The organism is Kitasatospora sp. NPDC059812, assembly GCF_042732075.1.
Lineage (GTDB): Bacteria > Actinomycetota > Actinomycetes > Streptomycetales > Streptomycetaceae > Kitasatospora.
In genome coordinates, this window is record NZ_JBHWIO010000002.1 from 13902 (window position 1) to 35617 (window position 21716).

The following is a 21716-nucleotide window of genomic DNA, read 5'->3' on the forward strand; positions in this document are numbered from 1 at the left end:
GCCCCCCCGCGCGGCCCCCCCCCCCCCCCCCACCCCCCCCCCCGGGGGGCCCCCCCCCCCCCCCCCCCCCCGCGCCCCCCCGGGCCCGTGTCGTCTCAGCCCGAGAAACGGGAGCATCCGGATCCCGAGACGGGCATGGAGGAGCGGGCCCGGGAATCTATACGATGAGCCCATGCGTTCCGTCGATGTGAGCAACCAGGCCCCGGGCACCCGCCTCGTGGCGCGCCTGCACGTCGACCTGTGCCGGCTCGCCAGTGCGATCTGTCCCGGCACGCCCGCGCGTTCGCGCTGAGCCGCCCCGCCCCACCCGGGCCCACCGCCTGCCGGCGACGCCGAGCCCCGGGACCACCCTCCCCGCCGCGCCCGTCGCGGCCCACCTCACGACTCGCACAGGAGCGCACCCATGGCCATCGAGGTCCGCATCCCGACCATCCTCCGCACCTACACCGACGGCGCCAAGGCCGTCGAGGGCACCGGCAGCAACCTCGGGGAACTCTTCGCCGACCTCGACGCCCGCCACCCGGGCATCGCCGCCCGCCTGGTCGAGGGCGGCGAGCTGCGCCGCTTCGTCAACGTCTACCTGAACGACGAGGACGTCCGCTTCCTGGAAGGCATCTCCACCGCCCTCGCCGACGGCGACAGCGTCACCATCCTGCCCGCCGTGGCCGGCGGAGCCCGCTGACCTCCCGCCCTCCCGCCCGCCCCGCGGCGGGCGGGAGGGCGCCCTTCCGCACCCTCACCGCCGTGGCCGGAGGCCTCCCTTGCGTTACGACAGCCCGCTCGAAGCCGTCGGCAACACCCCGCTGGTCCGCCTGCCGCGGCTGTCCGCGGCCGTCCCCGGCAACACCGACGGACAGGTGACGCTCTGGGCCAAGCTGGAGGACCGCAACCCCACCGGCTCGATCAAGGACCGCCCGGCGCTGCACATGATCGAGCGCGCCGAGGCCGACGGCCGGCTCACCCCCGGCTGCACCATCCTGGAACCCACCAGCGGCAACACCGGCATCTCGCTCGCCATGGCCGCCAAGCTCAAGGGCTACCGGATGGTCTGCGTGATGCCCGAGAACACCAGCGAGGAACGACGCGAACTGCTCCGCATGTGGGGCGCCGAGATCATCCCCTCGCCGGCCGCCGGCGGCTCCAACACCGCCGTCCGGATCGCCAAGGAGATCGCCGCCGAGCACCCGGACTGGGTCATGCTCTACCAGTACGGCAACCCCGACAACGCGGGCGCCCACTACGCCACCACCGGCCCCGAGATCCTCGCCGACCTGCCGACCGTCACCCACTTCGTGGCCGGCCTCGGCACCACCGGCACCCTGATGGGCGTCGGCCGCTACCTGCGCGAGAAGGTCCCCGGCGTGCGGATCGTCGCCGCCGAACCCCGCTACGACGACCTCGTGTACGGGCTGCGCAACCTCGACGAGGGCTTCGTCCCCGAGCTGTACGACGCCGCGGTGCTCACCACCCGCTTCTCGGTCGGCTCCGCGGACGCCGTCCGCCGCACCCGCGAACTCCTCCAGCAGGAGGGCATCTTCGCGGGCGTCTCGACCGGCGCGATCCTGCACGCCGCGCTCGGCGTCGGCCGCAAGGCCGCGGCGGACGGGGAGCGCGCCGACATCGTGTTCGTGGTCGCCGACGGCGGCTGGAAGTACCTGTCCACCGGCATCTACACCGCGGAGACCACCGAGGCGGCCGTCGAGGCGCTGCAGGGGCAGCTCTGGGCCTGAGAAAAGCCCTAGCGGTGCCGGACGGCCGACTTCAGACCTGAGGCCCTAGCCTCGTTGCAGGGCCTGCTGCGCGCGGGACCAGACCTGCCGGTCCACCGTGCCGGCCCGGTGGCGGAAGGCCGACAGCGGCACCTCGCGCAGCTCGTCGGTCTCCAGCCAGCTGGTGCGGCCCTGCCGGTCGCCCACCGAAGCGGGCGGCAGCGGCAGCACGCCCGGGCGTTCGGCGTGGTGCTTGCTGGTGATCTTCGCGACGGTGGCGGTGCGGCCGTGCACCCGCAGCACCAGGCACGGGCGGTCCTTCGACCCCGGGCCGTCCTCGAACGGGACCTCCGCCCACCAGATCTCCTGCGGCTGCGGCCCCGGACGGCCCTTGGCCGCCGGGCGCGGGCGCGGAGCCGTCGGCCCGGCCGGTCGCGGCGCCGGGCGGGTGCGCCGGACCAGCGCCCGCACGACGGCGGCCAGCAGCGCGACGCCCGCCACCGCCAGGACCACCCAGACCCCGGTCGAACTGTTCATGGCGCGAACCGTACCGGGCCCATGGCGGCCCCCACCACCGTGAGTGCCGGGACGGCCGGGCATTTGTCCGCAGCGTGCTCCCGGTTCGTCACGGAATGACCACGGTGCCCGTTCTGTGGTGAAGAGTCGCCAACGCCCGGACAGGCTGCCTCACGTACGCCCGCCCCGCCCCTCCGGAGGTGCCTCGTGGGGAGAAGCTCCGAGCTGTGGTCCTACGCCGAGATCGCCCGCCACATCAACGTGCAGGCCGAGACCGTCCGCAACTACCGGCGGCACGGTCTGCTGCCCGCCCCGGACGTCCTCGACGGCAGCGGCCACCCCCGCTGGTACCCCGACACGATCAAGGCCTGGGCCCGCAACCGCCCCCGCCACCGCTGACCCGACGGCACCCGAACGGACGGCACCGCCCCCGCCCCGGCGTTCTGGTGATTCCAGCCACAGCCCGGCACGGGGACGGGGGCAAAGTGCCGCTCCGCCCTTACTCTCGACACGCGAAGCAGTGCTACCGGCCGGTTTCACCGGCCCGGCCTGCCGTTTTCCAGCAGCAGCCAGGACGTGTCGGGGCGGAGGGGCTCGGATGAAACTGACCGTGGTGGGGTGCTCGGGGAGCTTCCCGTCCGCCGAATCGCCCTGCTCCAGTTACCTCGTCGAGGCCGACGGCTACCGCGTCGTGCTCGACCTCGGCAACGGCGCCCTCGGCGCCCTGCAGAAGTACGTCGACCTCTACGAGGTCGACGCCGTCCTGCTCAGCCACCTGCACGCCGACCACTGCGTCGACCTGTGCGCCTACTGGGTCGCCCGCAACTACCGCGCCGAGGGCTGCCCCGACCCGATGCCCGTCTACGGCCCGGCCGGCACCGCCGAACGGCTCGCCCGCGCCTACGACATGCCGGAGAACCCGGGGATGAAGGAGGTCTTCGACTTCCACACCCTCACCCCCGGGGCCTTCGACCTCGGCCCGTTCCGGATCGAGGTCGCCCAGGTCAACCACCCCGTCGACGCCTTCGCCTTCCGCCTCGAACACGACGGCCGCGCGCTCGTCTACTCCGGCGACACCGGCGAGAGCGCCGAACTCGTCGAACTCGCCCGCGACGCCGACCTCTTCCTCTGCGAGGCCGCCTACATCGACGGCCGGGACACCTACCAGGCCGTCCACCTCAACGGCCGGGAAGCCGGCGAGCACGCCGCCGCCGCCCACGTCCGCCGGCTCGTCCTGACCCACATCCCCCCGTGGACCGACGCCGAGCACAACCGCCGCGACGCCGCCGCCGCGTACCCGGGCCCCGTCGAGGTCGCCCGGGCCGGTGCGGTGTACCGGATCTGAGCAGGCGGGCTGGTCGTCTCGGCGTCGGCCGTCTCAGGGTCGGCCGGGGAGCGGCAGGCCGAGGTGGTCGCGCAGGGTCGTGCCGCTGTAGTCGGTGCGGAACACCCCGCGTTCCTGGAGCAGCGGCACCACGCGGTCGACGAACGCGTCCAGGCCGCCCGGGGTCAGGTGGGGGACGAGGATGAAGCCGTCGGCCGCGTCGTTCTGCACGAAGAAGTCGATCCGCTCGGCGACCGTCGCGGGGGAGCCGATGAAGGACTGCCGGCCCGTCACCTCGATCACCAGCTCGCGGCTGGTGAGCTTCTTCTCGGCGGCCAGGGCCCGCCAGCGGGCGGCGACGGCCAGTGGGTCGCCGATCCGGACCCGGCCCTGGGCCAGGGCGCTGTCCGGGTCGGGGTCGACGGCGGGCAGCGGACCGTCCGGGTCGTGGTCGGACAGGTCGATGCCCCAGACCTGTTCCAGGAAGGCGATCGTGGTCTGCGGCCCGACCTGGGCCCGGCGGACCTCGGCGGCGAGTTCGGCGGCCTCGGCGTCGGTCTCGCCGAGGGCGAAGGTGACGCCGGGCATGATCTTCAGCTCGTCCGGCTTGCGGCCGTACGCGGCGAGCCGGCGCTTGACGTCCGCGTGGAAGGCCTGGCCGTCGGCGAGGGTGGAGTGCCGGCTGAAGACGACGTCGGCGGTCGCGGCGGCGAACTCCCGGCCCTCGTCGGAGTCCCCGGCCTGGATGACCACCGGGTGGCCCTGCGGCGGGCGGGGCAGCGAGAGCCGGCCCTCGACCTCGAACTGCGGGCCGCTGTGCCGGACGGTCTCCGCTCCGCCGTCCCAGAACTCCCTTGCGAGCTGCACGAATTCGGCGGCCCGGGTGTAGCGGTCGGCGCGGTCGAGGTAGCCGCCGCGGCGGAAGTTCTCCCCGGTGAAGGCGTCCGAGGAGGTGACCACGTTCCAGGCGGCGCGCCCGCCGGAGAGGTGGTCCAACGAGGCGAAGCGGCGGGCCAGTTCGTACGGTTCGTTGAAGGTGGCGTTGACGGTGCCGGCCAGCCCGAGGCGGGTGGTGACGGCGGCCAGCGCGTTCAGCACGGTGATCGACTCGGGGCGGCCGACCACGTCCAGGTCGTGGATGCGGCCCTTGTTCTCGCGCAGCCGCAGGCCCTCGGCGAGGAAGAAGAAGTCGAACTTCCCGCGCTCGGCGGTCTCGGCGAGGTGGCGGAAGGAGTCGAACTCGATGTGGCTGCCGGAGTCCGGGTCGCTCCACACCGTGGTGTTGTTGACGCCGGGGAAGTGCGCGGCGAGGTGGATCTGCTTGAGCGGGCGGTCCGTCATCGGGTCACCTCGGCGAGAGCGGCAGTGGCAGTGGCAGTGGACGGGGCGGCGGTGGCGTAGCGGCTGGCCGGGCGGGCCAGGCCGAGGTGGTCGCGCAGGGTGCGGCCGGCCGCGTACCCGGCGCGGAACAGCCCCTGGGCGCGCAGCACCGGGACGACCCGTTCGGCGAGGGCGGCCAGGTCCCGTTCGGGCTCGGCGGGGACGAGGTGGAAGCCGTCGACGCCGGTGCCGATCGCGGCGAGGTCGGCGAGCAGGCGGTCGGCCGCGGCGTCGTCGGGCAGGGCGGCGTCGGTCCGGGCGAGGATGCGCAGGTGCTCGCCGGCGCGCAGCCGCAGTTCGGTGGCGGCCGCCAGCCGGCCGGCGTGGTCGGGGGCGTCCAGCAGCACGACGTCGGCGTACCGGATCGCCGTCGCGACCCGGGCGCGCCCGCCGGGGGAGGCGTACGGGGCGAGGTCGACGGCGGCCACCGGGACGGCGACGACCGGGCGGCCCTGTGGTGGGCGCGGGGTGATCGACGGTCCGCGGACGGAGAAGTGCGGACCCTCGAAGTCGACGTAGTGCAGCTTGTCGCGGTCGACGAACCGCCCGGTGGCGGTGTCGCGGATCTCCGCGTCGTCCTCCCAGCTGTCCCAGAGCCGGGCGGCGACCTCGACGGCGTCGGCGGCCTCGGCCCAGAGCGCGTCCGCGGGGGCGGTCGGGCGGCGGCCGAAGGCCTTGGCCTCGGCCTCGGTGGCGGACACGCCGACCAGCCAGCCGGCCCGGCCCCGGCTCACCCAGTCCAGGGTGTTGACCGCGATCGAGGTGTGGAACGGCTCGGTGTGGGTGGTGGTGACGGTGGGCACCAGCCCGACCCGCTCGGTCAGCGGGGCGATCCGGGCGAGGGTGGCGAGGGCGTCGGGGCGGCGCGGTTCGGGGGTGAAGGAGTCGTCGAGGGTGACGAAGTCGAGGGTGGCCCGCTCGGCGAGGCGGGCGAGGGCGGCGTAGTGCCCGGCGTCGACGTGGCCGGGGCTGTCCAGGGCGGCGGAGAGGTGCAGTTGGCGGGGCATGCTGAGGCCTGACTTTCCTCGTGCGGACGCGTGCGGGCGACGCCGGCGAACGCGCACAGGGTGCGTGCGGGTGCGTACGGCCGCGCGCGGGTGCGCGGTGACGGCCCGGAGGCGGGCGGGGCCCGTGCGGGCGGGAGGGGAGGAACGGCGCCGGGCGGGAGGTCAGCCGGGCGGCGGGGGGAACGGTCGGCTCAGCCGCGACACGCCGCGGACCACACGCGACCGAAGTCGATGTGGCTGCGGGTCACCAGCGGGCAGGACGCGTTCACGGCTTCAGTTGACCAGTGCCTCCGCCGGTTCGTCAACCGCCGTTCCCGCCGACCCGGGGCGGGACGCACGACGGGCCCCGCCGGGATGCGCGACGGGCACGGACCGGGATGCACGACGACCCCGCCCCGCCGCTGGGGGAGCAGCGGCAGGGCGGGGTCGTGGAGTGCGGACGGACGGGGCCTCAGGCCTTGGTCACGTCCTCGATCTCGTCGTCGTCCTCGCGACCAGGGGTCTTGAGGTCGAACTTGGTGATCGCGAAGCGGAAGAGGAAGTAGTACAGCGCGGCGAAGACCAGGCCGATCGGGATGATCAGCCACGGGTCGGTGGCCTTGCTCCAGGCCAGCGCGTAGTCGATCAGGCCGCCGGAGAAGGTGAAGCCGTCGTGCACGCCGAGCGCCCAGGTGACGGTCATCGAGACGGCGGTGAGCACCGCGTGGATGACGTACAGGGCCGGGGCGATGAAGACGAAGGCGAACTCGATCGGCTCGGTGACACCGGTGACGAAGGAGGTCAGGGCCAGCGAGACCATCATGCCGGTGATGGCCTTGCGGCGGTGGGGCTTGGCGGCGTGGGCGATGGCCAGGGCGGCGGCGGGCAGCGCGAACATCATGATCGGGAAGAAGCCGGACATGAACTGGCCGGCGGTCGGGTCACCGGCGAAGAAGCGCGGGATGTCGCCGTGCACGATGGTGCCGTCGGCCTTGGTGAAGTCACCGGTCTGGAACCAGGCGTAGGAGTTCACGAACTGGTGCATGCCGACCGGCAGCAGACCGCGGTTGACCAGGCCGAAGGCGCCCGCGCCGAGCGCGCCGGCACCGATCAGGGAGTCGTTCAGGCTCTTGATGGCGTCGCCGACCGGGCCCCAGGTCAGGGCGAACAGGACACCGATGCCGGTGCCGACAAAGGCCATCATGATCGGTACCAGGCGGCGGCCGTTGAAGAAGCCGAGCCAGTCGACCAGCTTGGTGCGGTGGTACTTCTGCCACAGGATGGCGGCCAGTAGGCCGATCACGATGCCGCCGAGGACACCCGGGTTCTGGTAGGTCGGGGCGACCCACTTGCCGTCGGCGATGTGGCCTTCGGCGATCGGGAACGCGGTCAGCACGTTCTTGTAGACCAGGAAGCCGACCAGGGCGGCGAGGGCGGTGGAGCCGTCCGCCTTCTTGGCGAAGCCGATCGCGATACCCACCGCGAACAGCAGTGGCAGGTTGTCGAAGACCCCGCTACCGGCGGTGTTGAACACCGCGGCGACCTTGTCCCAGCCGAGGCCGTCCTTGCCGAACACGTCGTCCTGGCCGAGGCGCATCAGCAGACCGGCGGCGGGGAGCACGGCGATGGGCAGCTGGAGGCTGCGGCCGATCTTCTGCAGGCCCTGGAGCAGGTTCTGGCCGAATTTCTTGGCGGGGCTTGGCGTGGCCGGAGCCGTGGCGGGCGTCGGTGCCTGCGCTGACTGACTCATTGGGGTGGGTTCCTAACGGCATGGCGGTCGGGGGAGGGGCACAGGGGGCCGAACCGCGAACTGGTCTACACCACGTGTGGTGTAGACCAGTTTTGTAGCACGGGTGGAGAAGGGGGGGAACCCCGGAAAGCGCCCCTGCCGGGAAGCGCTATGAAATCGAAACCTAGTTGCGGAACGACGATCATGATTACCCGCCGTGATTGGGATTTTGGCTATTTGCGCAACAAAAAGACCCGGCCCCGTCCGGAGGCCCCGCCGAGGCCTCGTCAGGGGTCCGTCGCGGGCCCGGCGATGTGCGAACGGGGGCCGGGTCGGCGGGGTTCACGGGCGGACGCGGCGGGCGGCGGGGAAGGGGCCCGCCGGGGTGTCGGACATCACGAACGGTCGGCGGTCGGGAGGAGTCCGGGCCCCACCTCGTCCGGCTTCGGCCAATCCGCGGCTTTCCGACCCCCCGCGGCGCGCGGTCGGGGCCGGCGGGGAAACGGTGGCGGCCGATTGCCGGCCACCGCCCGTGCCGGGCGGCGGCGGCCTTTCCCCACCCCCGGCGTGCCCCCGTCCGGCGGCCCGGCGGCCGGGCGGTGCGGGCCGCCCCGGCCCCGCCTGGCACGGCCGACGGCCCGCCGGGGAATCCCCGGGGCGCATATCGGAATTGTTTTACCGCCCGGGCATTTGGTCCTTTCCGGAAATGCCGAAGGCCTCCGGGCCGTCGGGTCCGGAGGCCATTGCGGGTGCTGCCCGGTGACGCTCGGTTTCAGAGCTTGGTGACGTCCTCGACCTCGCTCTCGTCCTCCCGCCCGGGTGTTTTCAGATTGAATTTGACGATGATGAACCGGAAGAGCGCGTAGTACACGGCGGCGAAGCAGAGCCCGATCGGGATGATCAGCCACGGCTTGGTGGCCAGCCCCCAGTTGATGACGTAGTCGATCAGGCCGGCCGAGAAGCTGAAGCCGTCGTGCACCCCGAGCCCCCAGGTGACGGCCATCGAGGCGCCGGTCAGCAGCGCGTGCACGCCGTACAGGGCCGGGGCGACGTAGGCGAAGGAGTACTCGAGCGGTTCGGTGACGCCCGTCACGAAGGAGGTCAGGCCGACCGAGAGCATCAGGCCGTAGATCTCCTTGCGGCGGTGCGGTTTCGCCGAGTGCGCGATCGCCAGTGCGGCGGCGGGCAGCGCGAACATCATGATCGGGAAGAATCCGGACTGGAACTGGCCGGCCGTCGGGTCGCCCGCCAGGAAGCGCGGGATGTCGCCGTGCGCGATGGTGCCGTCCGGCTTGATGAACTCGCCGAACTGGAACCAGACGAATGTGTTCAGCAACTGGTGCATGCCGATCAGCAGCAGCGCGCGGTTGAACAGGCCGAAGATGCCGGCGCCGCCCGCGCCCAGGTCGGCCAGGGTCTGGCTGAAGTCGTTGAGCCCGCGGCCGATCGGCGGCCAGACCCAGAGCGCCACGCAGGCGGTGGCCAGGCCCACCACCGCGGTGATCATCGGCACCAGGCGGCGGCCGTTGAAGAAGCCCAGCCAGTCGACCAGCCTGGTGCGGTGGAAGCGGACCCAGAGCCAGGCCGACATCAGGCCGATCAGGATGCCGCCCAGGACGCCCGGGTTCTGGTACGTCGCGGCCGCCGCCTTGGCCGAGCTGTAGTCCACGCACTGGCCGGTCCAGGAGTCGGTGACCAGGACCGTCCCGCTCTTGCAGCTCTCCGGGAACGCGTGCAGGACCTTGTAGTAGACGAGGAAGCCCACCACGGCGGCCAGCGCGGTCGAACCGTCCGCCTTCTTCGCCATGCCGATCGCCACACCGACGCAGAACAGCATCGGCAGGCCGAACGAGGAGTCCAGCAGGGCGCCACCGGCCGCGGCGAAGACCTTGGCGACGTCGGTCCAGCCGAGGCCGTCCTGGCCGAAGACGTCGGGCTGGCCGAGCCGGTTGAGGATGCCGGCCGCGGGGAGCACCGCCACCGGGAGCTGCAGGGAGCGGCCCATCTTCTGGAGGCCGCCGTAGAAGGTGTGCCACCACACGCGCTGCGGGGCCGTGGCGCCTGCCGAACTCATCCTTCGCCCTCCGGGAGCAGTTGCCGGCCGGTGGCCCCCGGCGGGACCCCCGGGCGGGGATCCGGAACACCCGGGGTCCTTTCTGCGTTCATCGGAGTACACATATATTGGTGTAGACCACTTTGGGACGCAGGCCGCACGCCGGGCGCGAGCCCGCTGCTCGTCATCCTCTGGTGGCGGCCGGGACCATGCGCGCCGGAATGGGCCAAAAGTGGACTAACGTGGCAGATCGGACCGGAGCAGGTGATGCTGGTCGCGCTGCCCGGCGGCGCGACCGCGGCTGAACCCGCGTCAGCACCGGTACCGACCACGCCGGCCACCGGTCGGCGGACACCCCAGCACAGCGCAGGACGGCACCCGGCAGAGCGGCCGGCGGGCCGAGACAGAGGGAGAAATCAGATGGCCAGCAAGGCTGAGAAGATCGTCGCCGGTCTGGGCGGCATCGACAACATCGAAGAGGTCGAGGGCTGCATCACCCGCCTTCGCACCGAGGTCAAGGACGCCTCCCTGGTCAACGAGGCCGCCCTCAAGGCCGCCGGCGCCCACGGCGTCGTCAAGATGGGCACCGCCATCCAGGTCGTCATCGGCACCGACGCCGACCCGATCGCCGCTGACATCGAGGACATGATGTGAGCTGAGCCACCGGGCTCACCCCACCCCCGGCCCGCCGCCCCCCCCGGGAACGGCGGGCCGAGGCGCACCAGGAACACCCGCTCCGAGCGACTACGCTCAGTGCCTATGTCACGCATCGACGGCCGCACCCCCGACCAGCTCCGCCCCATCACCATCGAACGGGGCTGGAGCAAGCACGCCGAAGGATCCGTCCTCATCTCCTACGGCGACACCAAGGTGCTGTGCACCGCCAGCGTCACCGAGGGCGTCCCCCGCTGGCGCAAGGGCAGCGGCGAAGGCTGGGTCACCGCCGAGTACTCCATGCTCCCGCGCGCCACCAACACCCGCGGCGACCGCGAGGCCGTCAAGGGCCGCATCGGCGGCCGCACCCACGAGATCAGCCGGCTCATCGGCCGCTCGCTGCGCGCCGTCGTCGACCACCGCGCCCTCGCCGAGAACACCATCGTCCTCGACTGCGACGTCCTCCAGGCCGACGGCGGCACCCGCACCGCCGCCATCACCGGCGCCTACGTCGCCCTCGCCGACGCCGTCGCCTGGGCCCGCGACCGCAAGCTCCTGCGCGCCAAGGGCCAGCCCATCACCGGCGGCGTCAGCGCCGTCAGCGTCGGCATCATCGACGGCGTCCCGATGCTCGACCTCCAGTACGAGGAGGACGTCCGCGCCGAGACCGACATGAACATCGTCTGCACCGCCGACGGCCGCTTCGTCGAGGTCCAGGGCACCGCCGAGGGCGCCCCCTTCGACCGCGCCCTGCTCGACCGCCTGCTCGACCTCGGCACCCTGGGCTGCGCCGAGCTCGACGAGATCCAGCGCAAGGCCCTGGAGGCCTGAACCGGTTCGGCCCACGGCGCCGTGGACCCGGATGTACCCGCCGCCGTACGGGCCGCTGTACACGCCGGGCCCGAAGCCCGTACGGTTCCCGCAGCACCCCTGCTGCGGGAACCGCGCACCCCCCGGCGCGCGTCCCGTCCCACGGAACCCGCGCGCCCCACAGGAGGACCGGATGCCGTCCAGCATCGCCCGCCCCGCCGCCCTCGCCGTGGCCGGCCTGATCGCCATCCTCCCGCTCAGCATGGTCAGTTGCTCCGCAGCCCAGAAGGCGATCGACTGCGGCAACACGGCGGTCAGGATCACCGGCGACCTCGCCGACGTCACCAGCGCCTACGGCAACGCGAGCAACGACTCGGCGGCCGCCGCGAAGGCGCTGGAGAAGCTCAGGACCGACCTCAACCAGGTCGGCAAGAACTCCAAGAACACCGACGTCGCCAAGGCCGTCGCCGACCTGCAGAAGCAGGCCGACAAGGTCCAGCAGGCCGTCGACAAGAAGGAGGTCCCCGACCTCAAGCCGCTCGGCGACGCGGCCGGCAACCTCACCTCGGTCTGCACCGGCTGACGCCGGAACGGCTGCCGATAGGGTGGGCGATATGTCCACCCGATTGATCCTCGCCACCCGTAACCAGCACAAGGTCGCCGAACTCCGCGCCATCCTCGGCGAGGCCGGCCTGGACGTCGAACTCGTCGGCGCCGACGCCTACCCCGAGATCCCGGACGTCCCGGAGACCGGCGTCACCTTCGCCGAGAACGCGCTCCTCAAGGCCCACGCCCTCGCCCGCGCCACCGGCCTGCCCGCCGTCGCCGACGACTCCGGCCTCTGCGTCGACGTCCTGAACGGCGCCCCCGGCATCTTCTCCGCCCGCTGGGCCGGCAAGCACGGCGACGACCGCGCCAACCTCGACCTGCTGCTCGCCCAGCTCTCCGACATCTCCGACCCGCACCGCGGCGCCCACTTCTTCTGCGCCGCCGCCCTCGCCCTCCCCGACGGCGCCGAGCGCGTCGTCGAGGGCCGCCTCCTCGGCACCCTGCGCACCGCCCCCTCCGGCGACGGCGGCTTCGGCTACGACCCGATCCTCCAGCCCCTCGGCGAGACCCGCACCTGCGCCGAACTCACCCCCGCCGAGAAGAACGCCATCAGCCACCGCGGCCAGGCCTTCCGCGGCCTCGCCCCGGTCGTCAAGGACCTCCTGGGCTGACGGGTCGCAGGAACGGCGATGGCCCTCTGTCCTTCGAATCGAAGGACAGAGGGCCATTTCGCTCGGTACGCCCGGTGGGACTCGAACCCACGACACTGCGGACCTAAACCGCACCTCTCTAGCCAGCTGGAGTACGGGCGCACGTCACGCCAAGCGTACCGGGTGACGGCTTCCGATGCGGCCACCTTTCCCTGCCGGCTGCCGTGTCAGGCGGCATCCCTCTCCGCGTCGTCGCGATTCCTGTTTCGGCCGCAGTAGGTCGGCGTGATGGAGTGGCAGTTGGGGCAGAGCAGGCGGAGGTTGTCGCGTCGGTTGTCGAGCCAGTCGCCGTTGACGTGGTCGACCTCCAGGGTCATCGGCTGCCCGAGCCAGGTCGGAGGCGTGCCGCACAGCTCACACACGTCCGGGTGCCCGATGTGTACGAGCATGGCGCGGAGCCGGTCGCCCGGAACGCGGTGGCTTCCTGGCGGGCGTCGTACCAGTAGCTCCTCGGCCGTGCGCCGGGGCCCGGTCTTCCGGCCCTTGTTGTGTGCCCGCCCGGTGAAGTGGCCGGTGTCGAGCTGGTGGTGGTCGATGGCCTCCCGCACCAGCGTGCGCGAGTTGCCGCAGTCGGTCATCCCGACGGCAAGGATCACGCCGCGGATGCTTCGATGCGTGGCCACGGCCTGCGCCAGCACCTCCTTGGGAATGGCTGCGGCCCTGTTGCGGCCGTCACCCCTGAACGTGAAGTGCGCGGTGTCGATGTCGAACTCGACCAGGCGCTTCTTCAGGTACGAGTAGAGGCTGTCGTACGGCGTGACGCCCAGGTAGGCCATCATGCCGTTGATGCTGTCGCTGTGCGCCGCCGCCTCGGCCATCACGTCCCGCGGGTACCGGCGCCGCCCGTAGTCGGGCCTGCTGTGGTTGAAGTGCGAGGTGTCGATGCCGTAGTGCCGGAGTCGCCGGCTCAGGTAGCTGTGCGTGCCGCCCGCCATCGGCACGCCGAGCTTTCGCATCATGTCGTTGACGTTGCTGGACTCGGCCGCGAGCGACGCGAGCAGTTCGCGGGTGTACTTGACCGGCATGGTTGTTCCCCTTCGGGCAGTGGTTCGCCCGTCCCCCGGTGTGCGAACGATCGGTGGGGGGTTTGGTTACGGGTGACGGGGTTTCGGCCAGGGGGTGACTTGTTGTCGTCGGTGGGGTGACCGGCGGGGTTGGGGGTTTGATTACCAATTGGTACAGACCTATTGACCTATGTGGTTCAGACCACATAGCTTCGGCGCCAATTGCAATCCCCCACGTGCGTGCTCCCCCACAGGCACGCGCCGACACTCTCTCCCGGAGGACCGAGTGTTGATCCGAAACACGGCGGAGCGGCGTCCCACCGCCGCACTCCGCCGCAAGAGCCCGGCTGCCCGGGCGGGCGCGATCTCGCTGGCGGCGGCCGGTCTGGCCGGTCTGCTGCTGTCGACGCTGGGCGCGGTGCCCTCGCAGGCGTCCGCGACCGTCGACAACGGGGCCTGTCGCCCCGACGGCCTGTACCAGACGCCCGGCGTGGACGTCCCGTACTGCTCGGTCTACGACACCGGCGGCCGCGAGAAGATGGGCGCGGACCACCAGCGCCGCATCATCGGCTACTTCACCGGCTGGCGCACCGGCAAGAACGGCGACCAGCCCTACCTGGTGAACGACATCCCCTGGGACAAGGTCACCCACCTCAACTACGCGTTCGGCCACGTCGGCGGTGACAACAAGCTCTCCGTCGGCACCGACGGCCCGACCAACGAGGCCACCGGGATCTCCTTCCCGGGCGTGCCCGGCGCCGAGTTGGACCCGACGCTGCCCTACAAGGGCCACTTCAATCTGCTGACGAAGTTCAAGAAGCAGTACCCGAACGTCAAGACCCTGATCTCGGTGGGCGGTTGGACCGAGACCGGCGGCTACTTCGGGGACGACGGCAAGCGCGTCAACTCCGGCGGCTTCTACTCGATGACCGTCAACCCGGACGGCAGCGTCAACCAGGCCGGCATCGACACCTTCGCCGCCTCGTCCGTCGACTTCATCCGCAAGTACGGTTTCAACGGCGTCGACGTCGACTACGAGTACCCGACCTCGATGAAGGACGCCGGCAACCCGCTGGACTGGCAGCTCGCCAACTCCAAGCGCGGCTCGCTGGCGAAGGGCTACGCGGCGCTGATGAAGACGCTGCGCGAGAACCTGGACCGGGCCGGCGCCGCCGACGGCAGGCACTACCTGCTGTCGGTCGCGGCCCCGTCGTCCGGCTACCTGCTGCGCGGCATGGAGACCTTCCAGGTGGCGCAGTACCTGGACTACGTCAACATCATGTCGTACGACCTGCACGGCGCCTGGAACAAGTACGTCGGCCCGAACGCCTCGCTGTTCGACGACGGCAAGGACGGCGAGCTGGCGGCGGCCAACGTGTACGGCACCGGCCAGTACGGCGGCATCGGCTACCTGAACGCCGACTGGTCGTACCACTACTTCCGCGGTGCGATGCCGGGCGGCCGGATCAACGTCGGCCTGCCGTACTACACCCGGGGTTTCAAGAACGTCACGGGCGGTACCAACGGCCTCTGGGGCACCGCGGCGGCGACCACCTGCCCGGTCGGCTCCGGCCTGACCTCCTGCGGTGACGGCGCGGTCGGCATCGACAACATCTGGAACGACAAGGACGACGCGGGCAAGGAGTCCCCGGCCGGGTCGAACCCGATGTGGCACGCGAAGAACCTGGAGAAGGGCATCCTGCCCGACTACCTGGCCAAGTACGGCGTGAAGGACACCGCGCTGCAGGGCACCTACGCCCGCAACTACAGCAGCAGCCTGGTGGCGCCGTGGCTGTGGAACGACGCCAAGAAGGTGTTCCTCTCCACCGAGGACGAGCAGTCGGTGGGTGCCAAGGCGGACTACATCGTCAACCAGGGCGCCGGCGGCGCGATGATCTGGGAGCTCGCGGGCGACTACAAGTGGGACGCGGGCGCCAACGGCGGCAAGGGCGAGTACGTGCCGGGTTCGACGCTGACCTCGCTGATGTACGACAAGTTCAAGGCGGCCACGCCGTACGGCGCGACCCGTTCGACGGTCCCGCTGCCGCAGCAGACCCTGCCGATCGACGTGTCGTTCACCAACTTCGCGCTGGGTGACTCGAACTACCCGATCAACCCGAAGATCCACATCGTCAACAACTCGACGACGACCCTGCCGGGCGGCACCGAGTTCCAGTTCGACTACAGCAACTCGGCTCCGGGCAACGCCAAGGACCAGTCCGGCTTCGGCCTCCAGGTCATCCGGCAGGACAACCCCGGTCCGGGCAACGTGGGCGGCCTGAAGGGCACCTACAACCGGGTGTCGGTCAAGCTGCCGGGCTGGCAGTCGCTGGCGCCGGGCGCCTCGGTGGACCTGGACTTCGTCTACTACCTGCCGGTCTCGACCCCGTCGAACTGGACGGTCAACGTGAACGGCACGCTGTACGGGCTCAAGGGCGACCTGACCCGGGGCACGGTGGACGGCGGCACGCCGACCCCGACGCCGACCCCGACCCCGACGCCGACCGCGACCGCTACTGCTTCGCCGACGGCGACTGCCTCCCCGACGGCGACGGCCTCGCCGACCGCGACGGCCACCGCGACCGCCACCCCGACGACGGGGGCCTGCGCGGCCGCCCCGAGCTGGGACGCGGGCACCACCTACGCGGCCACCACCAAGGTGTCGTGGAAGGGCCACTACTACCAGAACAAGTGGTGGACCAAGGGCGACGACCCCGCGTCCAGCGGCTCGTGGGGCGTCTGGAGCGACCTCGGGGCCTGCTGACGGCGCCCTGAGGTGAGAGACGGCGGTGGCGGTGCACCCGGTCGGGGGGTGTGCCGCCACCGCTTCGTTCAGCGAGGTGCCGGGCGAGCGAGGTGCCGAGCGCCGGAGCGCCAGGCCTTCGAGCGTCAGGCCGTCTCGACCTTGAGGTCGCGCAGCAGCTTGGCGACGTGCCCGGTGGCCTTCACGTTGTACAGCGCGCGCTCGACCTTGCCCTGCTCGTCCACGATCACGGTGGAGCGGATCACGCCGACGTAGGTGCGGCCGTAGTTCTGCTTCTCGCCGTAGGCGCCGTAGGCCTCCAGCACCTGGTGGTCCGGGTCGGACACCAGGGTGACCTTGAGGTTCTCGGCCTCGCGGAACTTGCCGAGCTTCTCCGGCTTGTCCGGGGAGACGCCGATGACGTCGTAGCCGGCGCCGGCGAGGACCTCCAGGTTGTCGGTGAAGTCGCAGGCCTGCTTGGTGCAGCCGGGGGTGAGCGCGGCCGGGTAGAAGTAGACGATGACCTTGCGGCCCAGGTGGTCGGCGAGGGACACCTGGTTGCCGTCGGCGTCGGACAGGCTGAAGGCGGGCGCGGTGTCGCCGGGCTGGAGACGCTCACTCACGGGTAAATCTCCTGTTGCTGGGGCGGGCGGTCATAGCACGGCAAACTTACCTCCGATGGTGGGTGGGGTCGCGCGGCCGTGCTCGGCAACTGACAGACTGGGTCAGTCGCACAGGACAACATCAGCAAGTGAATGGGGTGGCCCGAGTGGGCGAGGCGAGCACGAAGGACAAGTCGGCGCGGACGACCGCCCAGATCGAGGCGGACATCTCCCGGACCCGCACCCAGCTGGCGGCCACCCTGGACGAGCTGGCCGTGCGCGTCCACCCGAGCACGATCAGCGCCCAGGTGAAGGCGAAGGCCGTGGCCGCCGTCGAGGAGAAGGCCGGCCGGGCGTACGTGGCCGCCAACGGCGTGGTGGAGAAGGTGCGGGCGCAGTTCGTGGACGAGAAGGGGCAGCCGCGTACGGAGCGGATCGTTCCGGCCGCGCTGGTCGGCGTGGGCGTGCTGCTGCTGGTGGCTTCCGCCCGGAAGCGCCGCAAGGGCTGAACGGGCGCGGGGTGAGGGCCGGGCGCGGGAGGCGTCCGGCCTTCGGTGTGCCCGGGCCGGAAGGTGTGCCCGGGCCTGGGAGGTGTGTCCGGGCCCAGGGTGTGCCCTGACCTGGGGGTGTGCCCGGCCCCGCGGGTGCCGCGGCTTCCCGCATGCCGGGCCAGCGTCACGCCGCGCGCCCGGGGGCGGTACCTTCGGGATCGTGAGTACGAACGACGAACCGACCCCGCAGGCCTCCTCCGCCGCACCCGAGTACGAGGCGGCGCGGCACGACCGGCTGGGCGAGAAGCTGCCGATCCGGATGCTGCACGACCGCGTGCTGGTGCGGATCGAGGGCAGTGAGGGTGAGCGCCGCTCGACCGGCGGCATCCTGATCCCCGCGACCGCGGAGCTGTCCAAGCGCTGCACCTGGGCGGAGGCCGTCGCGGTGGGCCAGAGCGTCCGCTCGGTGGAGCCGGGCGACCGCGTCCTGTACGACCCGGAGGACAAGCTGGAGGTCGAGGTCCGCGGCGCCACCTACGTGCTGCTGCGCGAGCGTGACCTGCACGCGGTGGCGGCGACCCGCTTCGGCGACACGGAGGGCTCGACCGGGCTCTACCTCTGAACCTCTGAGCACGGGCGTGGCGTGAGCCGGTCGGGGCGGTGCCCCGGCCGGCTCCTTGCGTCCGGCCCTGTCGGTGGTGGGCGCGCTAGGGGCCGGGCCTGTCGGTGGTGGGCGCTAGGGTCCCGGCATGACGAGGCGTGTGCCGGTGATCGGCGAGGGTGAGCGGCGGGCCCGGGTGGGGCGGCGGCAGTTGCTGGCGCCGTCGGTGCGGGTGGCGCGGGTGGAGCAGGTGGCGGACGCGCTGGTGGGGCTGCACGCGTCGGACCCGGCGACGGTGTACCTGTCGGCGTGCGCGCGGCTGGCCGAGCCGTCGGCGGCGGAGGTGGACCGGGCGCTGTACGAGGACGTCACGCTGGTGAAGCTGCTGTCGATGCGGCGGACGCTGTTCGCGGTGACGGAGGGCTTCGCGCCGCACGTGAGTTCGTCGACGGCGCGGGCGATCGCGGCGAGGGAGCGGGCGACGCTGCTCAAGCACCTGCGGGACCACGCGGACGGCTGGGACGAGGCGCGGCTGGCCGGGGCGGAGCGCGCGGTGCTGGCCGCCGTGGCTCGGCGCGGCGAGGCGACGACGAAGGAACTCGGGGACGACGTACCGGAGTTGCGCGAGACGATGCTGATGTCGGCGGGCAAGCCGTACGAGAGCCGGCAGAGCGTGGGCAGTCGGCTGCTGCGGGTGCTGGCCGCGGACGGGCACGTGCGGCGGGGCCGTCCGCGCGGGTCGTGGCTGAGCAACGTCTATCCGTGGGCGCCGGTGCCGCAGTGGCCGGAGGCGCCGGTGCGGGAGGCGAAGGCGGAGGTGGTGCGGCGCTGGCTGGCCGGGTACGGCCCGGCGACCGTCGAGGACGTGAAGTGGTGGACGGGCTGGACGCTGGGGGACACCCGCCGGGCGCTGGCGGACGTGGGCGCCGAGGACGTGGAGCTGGCGGGCGGGGCGGCGGCGCTGGTGCTGCCGGGGGACGCCGGGCCGGTGGCGGAGCCGGAGCCGTGGGCGGCGCTCCTGCCGGCGCTGGATCCGACGGTGATGGGCTGGCGGGGGCGGGACTGGTACCTGCGGCCGGAGGACGTGCCGGCGCTGTTCGACCGGGCGGGGAACGCCGGGCCGACGGTGTGGTGGTGCGGCCGGGTGGTGGGCGGCTGGGCGCAGCGGCCGGACGGCGAGGTGGTGTGGCGGTTGTTCGGTGATGTGGGGGCGGAGGCCGGGGCGGCGATCGCGGCGGAGGCGGCGCGTTTGGCGGGCTGGCTGGGGGAGGTGCGGGTGACGCCGCGGTTCCGGTCGCCGTTGGAGCGGGAGTTGGCGGCGGGGTAGGTCACCGGCCGGCGGGGTGGTTCACCGCTCGGCGGGTGGTTCACCGGCCGATGGCGTCGTTCAGCGGCCGGTGAAGTGGCTCACTGGGCCGGTGGGGTGGCTCGCTGGGCCGGTGGTGTCGCGCTCGTCGCCGGGTTGGTGGCGGCGCCGGTGGTGCTGGGTGGCGTGGTCGGGTGGGTGGGCCGGGTCTGGGTGGGTCGGGGGGTGGGGCTGGACTGCTCCTGGGTGGTGGTGGGCTGGGGTGCCTGCGGGCTGGGCTGTTCCTGGGTGGTGGTGGGCTGCGGGGCGGGCGCGCTGGGGGCGTGGGTGGGGGTGTCGGGCACGGGGGTGCTGCTGGGGGGTTCCTCGCTGCTGCCGCCGCCGGTGGTGGGGGTGGTGGCGGTGGGGCTGGGGGTGGTGGTGGCGCTGCTGCTGGGGCTGAAGTCGGGGGCGGGGGTGTCGCGGCCGGTCTGGAGGTCGAACTGCTGGGTGGTGGTGCCGTCGAGGGCGGCGCTCATGTAGGCGGTCCAGATCCGGGTGGGGAAGGTGCCGCCGTTGATCCGGGCGAGTCCGGCGGTGCCGGCTAGTGGTTCCTTGGCGTGGGTCTTGGGGTTCTCGCGGAACAGGCCGACGGTGGTGGCGAGTTCGGGGGTGTAGCCGGCGAACCAGGCGGAGAGGTTGGAGTCGGTGGTGCCGGTCTTGCCGGCGGCGGGGCGGCCGAGGTCGAGGGCGGCGGCGCCGGTGCCGCGGGGGCCGATGACGTCGCGCAGGACGTCGGTGACGGTGTCGGCGTAGGGCCGGTCGATGGCGTCGACGGGGGTGTGGTCGGGCATCTTGGGGGCGTCGACGGCGCCGCCGGTGTGGACGCGTGCGAGTTTGAGGACGGACCAGGGGGCGTTCGCCTGGCCGTGGTTGGCGAGGGTGGCGTAGGCGCCGGCCAGGTCGAGGGCGCTGGGGGTGGCGGTGCCGAGGGTCATCGAGGTGTTGGCCGGGTCCATGCCGCGGACGCTGTCGGGGATGCCGAGTTTGACGGCGGTGTCGCGGACGCGGGCGAGGCCGGCGTCGACGCCCTCCTGCGCGTACACGGAGTTGACGGACTTCACCATGGCGTAGCGCAGGGTGATGTTGCCGTAGTCGACGTCGTCCTCGTTGGGCGGCGCGTAGGGGGTGGGGCCGCCGGTGACGGGGCGTTCGCTGGTGCCGTCGTAGCGGGTGTCGGGGGTGATCGGCCGGCCGTCGAGGGTGTGTTGGGCGATGAGGCCGGCGGCGAGGTCGACGGGTTTGAAGGTGGAGCCGATCTGGTTGTCCTGGCGCAGGGCGTCGTTGTAGGGCTGTTTGGCGTAGTCGGGGCCGCCGTAGACGGCGACGACGCGGCCGGTGGCGGCTTCGACGGAGGCGCCGGCGACCCGGACGTCGGTGTCGGTGGCGGGGCGGCGCTGGGGGTCGAGTTCGTCGGTGAGTTCGTCCTGGACGGCCTTGTGGAAGGCGTCCTGCTTGGGCTTGTCGAAGGTGGTGGTGATGCGCCAGCCGCCGGCCTTGAGGGTGGCGGTGTCGATGATGCCGGCGGAGACGAGGTAGTCGTCGGCGACGCCGACGAGGTAGCCGGCCTGGCCGGAGAGGCCGGTGGCGGGCTGGGGGTCGATCGGTTCGGGGAAGGTGGTGGCGGTGCGTTCGGCGTCGGTGAGGAAGCCGAGTTGGACCATGCCGTCGAGGGTGTAGTGCCAGCGGGCGATGGCCTTCTCGCGGTTGGCGGGGGTGGCGGTCTTGACGTCGTAGCTGCTGGGGGCCTGGAGGAGGGAGGCGAGGTAGGCGCCCTGGGCGAGGGTGAGGGCGGAGACGTCGACGCCGTAGTAGGCGTGGGCGGCGCTCTGGATGCCGTAGGCGCCGCGGCCGAAGTAGCTGCTGTTGAGGTAGCCGGCGAGGATCTCGGGCTTGTCGCGTTGCTGGTCGACCTTGAGGGCGATGAAGAGTTCGCGGCCCTTGCGTTCGATGGTCTTGTCCTGCGTCAGGTAGTAGTTCTTGACGTACTGCTGGGTGATGGTGGAGCCGCCTTGGGTGCCCTTGCCGGTGAGGGTGTTCCAGCCGGCCCGGAGCATGCCTTTGAGGTCGATGCCGCGGTTGCGGTAGAAGGTGCGGTCCTCGGCGGAGACGACGGCGTGCTGGGTTTGCGGGGGGATCTGGTCGATGGTGACGTCGGTGCGGTTGACGGCGCCGGTGCGGGCGATCTCGGTGGTGTCGTCGGCGTAGAGGTAGATGTTGTTCTGGGCGACGGCGTGGGCGTTGGGGTCGGGCACCGGGACGATGACGTAGAGCACGGCGAAGGCGCCGGCGGTGAGCAGGAGCGCGGCGGTGAGGGCGCCGAGCGTGATGCGCCAGGTGGGCAGGAGCCGGCGCCAGCGGGGGAGGGCTCGGCGGGCCGCGCGGCGGGCGGCTCGTTTGGCCTGGCGTCGGGTGCTCAAGGTCATGCCGCGATTATGTGCTATTTGATGGCCGATCAGGGGGTGGTCGGGGGGTTGGCGTGCTCGGGGAAATCGGGTGCGGCGGCTGGT

General features: G+C 72.0%; 21 protein-coding genes and 1 tRNA gene. 13 read left to right on the forward strand and 9 right to left on the reverse strand.

Annotated features, from left to right (window positions below):
- The first annotated feature begins 172 nt into the window (after positions 1–172).
- From ACFV6D_RS01135 to ACFV6D_RS01145, 3 genes are all read left to right on the forward strand, one after another.
- Complete coding sequence (locus ACFV6D_RS01135; protein WP_347878546.1) at positions 173–292, forward strand: putative leader peptide; 120 nt, start codon at positions 173–175, stop codon at positions 290–292.
- A gap of 111 nt (positions 293–403) precedes the next feature.
- Positions 404–682 (forward strand): MoaD/ThiS family protein, encoded by a 279-nt coding sequence (locus ACFV6D_RS01140; RefSeq protein WP_363370276.1) that lies wholly within the window; start codon positions 404–406, stop codon positions 680–682.
- Between the two features lie 79 nt (positions 683–761).
- On the forward strand, positions 762–1730 hold the full coding sequence (locus tag ACFV6D_RS01145) for a PLP-dependent cysteine synthase family protein (RefSeq protein ID WP_380557454.1): 969 nt from the start codon (positions 762–764) through the stop codon (positions 1728–1730).
- A gap of 45 nt (positions 1731–1775) precedes the next feature.
- Here ACFV6D_RS01145 and ACFV6D_RS01150 read toward each other — a convergent pair whose 3' ends face one another.
- On the reverse strand, positions 1776–2246 hold the full coding sequence (locus ACFV6D_RS01150; protein ID WP_380557457.1) for a type II toxin-antitoxin system PemK/MazF family toxin: 471 nt from the start codon (positions 2244–2246) through the stop codon (positions 1776–1778).
- Positions 2247–2432: 186 nt separating this feature from the next.
- Between ACFV6D_RS01150 and ACFV6D_RS01155 the strand changes: the two genes are divergently transcribed.
- Positions 2433–2624 carry a MerR family transcriptional regulator gene (locus tag ACFV6D_RS01155; protein ID WP_208869099.1) on the forward strand — a complete coding sequence of 64 codons (192 nt, stop codon included), beginning with the start codon at positions 2433–2435 and terminating at the stop codon, positions 2622–2624.
- A gap of 199 nt (positions 2625–2823) precedes the next feature.
- The gene (locus ACFV6D_RS01160; protein ID WP_063349215.1) at positions 2824–3570 is read left to right on the forward strand and encodes an MBL fold metallo-hydrolase; all 747 of its coding nucleotides are present in this window, start codon (positions 2824–2826) and stop codon (positions 3568–3570) included.
- 33 nt (positions 3571–3603) lie between these two features.
- Here the strand turns inward: ACFV6D_RS01160 and ACFV6D_RS01165 are convergent, their stop codons facing one another.
- From ACFV6D_RS01165 to ACFV6D_RS01180, 4 genes are all read right to left on the reverse strand, one after another.
- Positions 3604–4890 (reverse strand): LLM class flavin-dependent oxidoreductase, encoded by a 1287-nt coding sequence (locus ACFV6D_RS01165; protein ID WP_380557460.1) that lies wholly within the window; start codon positions 4888–4890, stop codon positions 3604–3606.
- Entirely contained in the window at positions 4887–5936 is a 1050-nt protein-coding gene (locus ACFV6D_RS01170) for an LLM class flavin-dependent oxidoreductase (RefSeq protein ID WP_380557463.1), read from the reverse strand. Before ACFV6D_RS01170 ends, ACFV6D_RS01165 begins: the two co-directional genes overlap by 4 nt.
- Before the next feature lie 451 nt (positions 5937–6387).
- Positions 6388–7665, reverse strand: a complete 1278-nt coding sequence (locus ACFV6D_RS01175; RefSeq protein ID WP_380557466.1) for a PTS transporter subunit EIIC — start codon at positions 7663–7665, stop codon at positions 6388–6390.
- Between the two features lie 751 nt (positions 7666–8416).
- Entirely contained in the window at positions 8417–9718 is a 1302-nt protein-coding gene (locus tag ACFV6D_RS01180) for a PTS transporter subunit EIIC (protein ID WP_063349219.1), read from the reverse strand.
- Positions 9719–10117: 399 nt separating this feature from the next.
- On the opposite strand from ACFV6D_RS01180, the gene ACFV6D_RS01185 reads away from it, so the two are divergent.
- The 4 genes from ACFV6D_RS01185 (at position 10118) to rdgB (ending at position 12381) form a co-directional block, all read left to right on the forward strand.
- Positions 10118–10351 (forward strand): glucose PTS transporter subunit EIIB, encoded by a 234-nt coding sequence (locus ACFV6D_RS01185; RefSeq protein WP_063349220.1) that lies wholly within the window; start codon positions 10118–10120, stop codon positions 10349–10351.
- A 105-nt stretch (positions 10352–10456) separates the two neighbouring features.
- Entirely contained in the window at positions 10457–11182 is a 726-nt protein-coding gene (rph, locus tag ACFV6D_RS01190) for a ribonuclease PH (protein WP_063349221.1), read from the forward strand.
- A gap of 172 nt (positions 11183–11354) precedes the next feature.
- Positions 11355–11744, forward strand: a complete 390-nt coding sequence (locus ACFV6D_RS01195; RefSeq protein ID WP_380335144.1) for a hypothetical protein — start codon at positions 11355–11357, stop codon at positions 11742–11744.
- 31 nt (positions 11745–11775) lie between these two features.
- Complete coding sequence (gene rdgB / locus ACFV6D_RS01200) at positions 11776–12381, forward strand: RdgB/HAM1 family non-canonical purine NTP pyrophosphatase (RefSeq protein WP_380557469.1); 606 nt, start codon at positions 11776–11778, stop codon at positions 12379–12381.
- 66 nt (positions 12382–12447) lie between these two features.
- On the opposite strand, the gene ACFV6D_RS01205 is transcribed toward rdgB, so the two are convergent.
- Both ACFV6D_RS01205 and ACFV6D_RS01210 read right to left on the reverse strand, forming a co-directional pair.
- Positions 12448–12522: transfer RNA gene (locus ACFV6D_RS01205), tRNA-Leu, on the reverse strand.
- Positions 12523–12587: 65 nt separating this feature from the next.
- Complete coding sequence (locus ACFV6D_RS01210) at positions 12588–13445, reverse strand: HNH endonuclease (RefSeq protein ID WP_380374610.1); 858 nt, start codon at positions 13443–13445, stop codon at positions 12588–12590.
- 265 nt (positions 13446–13710) lie between these two features.
- On the opposite strand from ACFV6D_RS01210, the gene ACFV6D_RS01215 reads away from it, so the two are divergent.
- The gene (locus ACFV6D_RS01215) at positions 13711–16188 is read left to right on the forward strand and encodes a chitinase C-terminal domain-containing protein (protein WP_380557472.1); all 2478 of its coding nucleotides are present in this window, start codon (positions 13711–13713) and stop codon (positions 16186–16188) included.
- A 125-nt stretch (positions 16189–16313) separates the two neighbouring features.
- On the opposite strand, the gene bcp is transcribed toward ACFV6D_RS01215, so the two are convergent.
- Positions 16314–16790, reverse strand: a complete 477-nt coding sequence (gene bcp / locus ACFV6D_RS01220; RefSeq protein ID WP_063349225.1) for a thioredoxin-dependent thiol peroxidase — start codon at positions 16788–16790, stop codon at positions 16314–16316.
- A 146-nt stretch (positions 16791–16936) separates the two neighbouring features.
- Here bcp and ACFV6D_RS01225 point away from each other — a divergent pair, with 146 nt between their 5' ends.
- From ACFV6D_RS01225 to ACFV6D_RS01235, 3 genes are all read left to right on the forward strand, one after another.
- Positions 16937–17278, forward strand: coding sequence for a DUF3618 domain-containing protein (locus tag ACFV6D_RS01225; protein ID WP_063349226.1), 342 nt, complete (start codon positions 16937–16939; stop codon positions 17276–17278).
- Positions 17279–17579: 301 nt separating this feature from the next.
- A complete protein-coding gene (locus tag ACFV6D_RS01230; RefSeq protein ID WP_079136310.1) occupies positions 17580–17882 on the forward strand; it encodes a co-chaperone GroES in 303 nt (100 codons plus the stop codon).
- A 127-nt stretch (positions 17883–18009) separates the two neighbouring features.
- Entirely contained in the window at positions 18010–19188 is a 1179-nt protein-coding gene (locus ACFV6D_RS01235) for a winged helix DNA-binding domain-containing protein (RefSeq protein WP_380557475.1), read from the forward strand.
- Between the two features lie 80 nt (positions 19189–19268).
- Here the strand turns inward: ACFV6D_RS01235 and ACFV6D_RS01240 are convergent, their stop codons facing one another.
- A complete protein-coding gene (locus ACFV6D_RS01240; RefSeq protein WP_380557478.1) occupies positions 19269–21632 on the reverse strand; it encodes a transglycosylase domain-containing protein in 2364 nt (787 codons plus the stop codon).
- Positions 21633–21716: the final 84 nt, after the last annotated feature.